General features: G+C 57.4%; 1 protein-coding gene. It reads left to right on the forward strand.

The genetic code is table 11. The features are described from left to right. Nucleotides 1–3: 3 nt before the first annotated feature. Nucleotides 4–404: relaxase domain-containing protein (locus tag B7449_RS16515; protein ID WP_048883850.1), on the forward strand; the 401-nt coding region annotated here is incomplete at its 3' end.

A 404-nucleotide genomic window follows, 5' to 3' on the forward strand; every position in this document is an offset into this window, starting at 1 on the left:
CTGATGATGACGTTCCGGAAAATCTCGGCTGAGAGCAGCGGTCGTCTGATCACTGCCTATTTCACGCAGGAACTGCCAGATCCAGAGCACGATTTCCGTACCCAGCCCGGAAAAGTGCCTGACGCGGATGGTGGCCGACTGACCAGCTATTATACCGGTCGCGATGGGCGGGCTTCGTGGCGACCGGACATGCAACCCAAGATTGCGGCAGCTCTTGGCATTGATCCCAGAACACCACCGAAGAACGCGCAACTCAATCGTCTGTTTGAAGCAAAAAGGGCCGATAATGGCGAGGACTGGTCAAGGAACGCCCGCAAGATCAGTGCCTATGATCTGACCATGGCACCGCATAAATCAGTTACGCTTGCGGCCGAGTTTGCGCCGACCGAGGCCGAGAGGGCAGC

This window comes from Komagataeibacter intermedius TF2, assembly GCF_000964425.1.
In the GTDB taxonomy this organism is placed as follows: Bacteria; Pseudomonadota; Alphaproteobacteria; order Acetobacterales; family Acetobacteraceae; genus Komagataeibacter; species Komagataeibacter intermedius.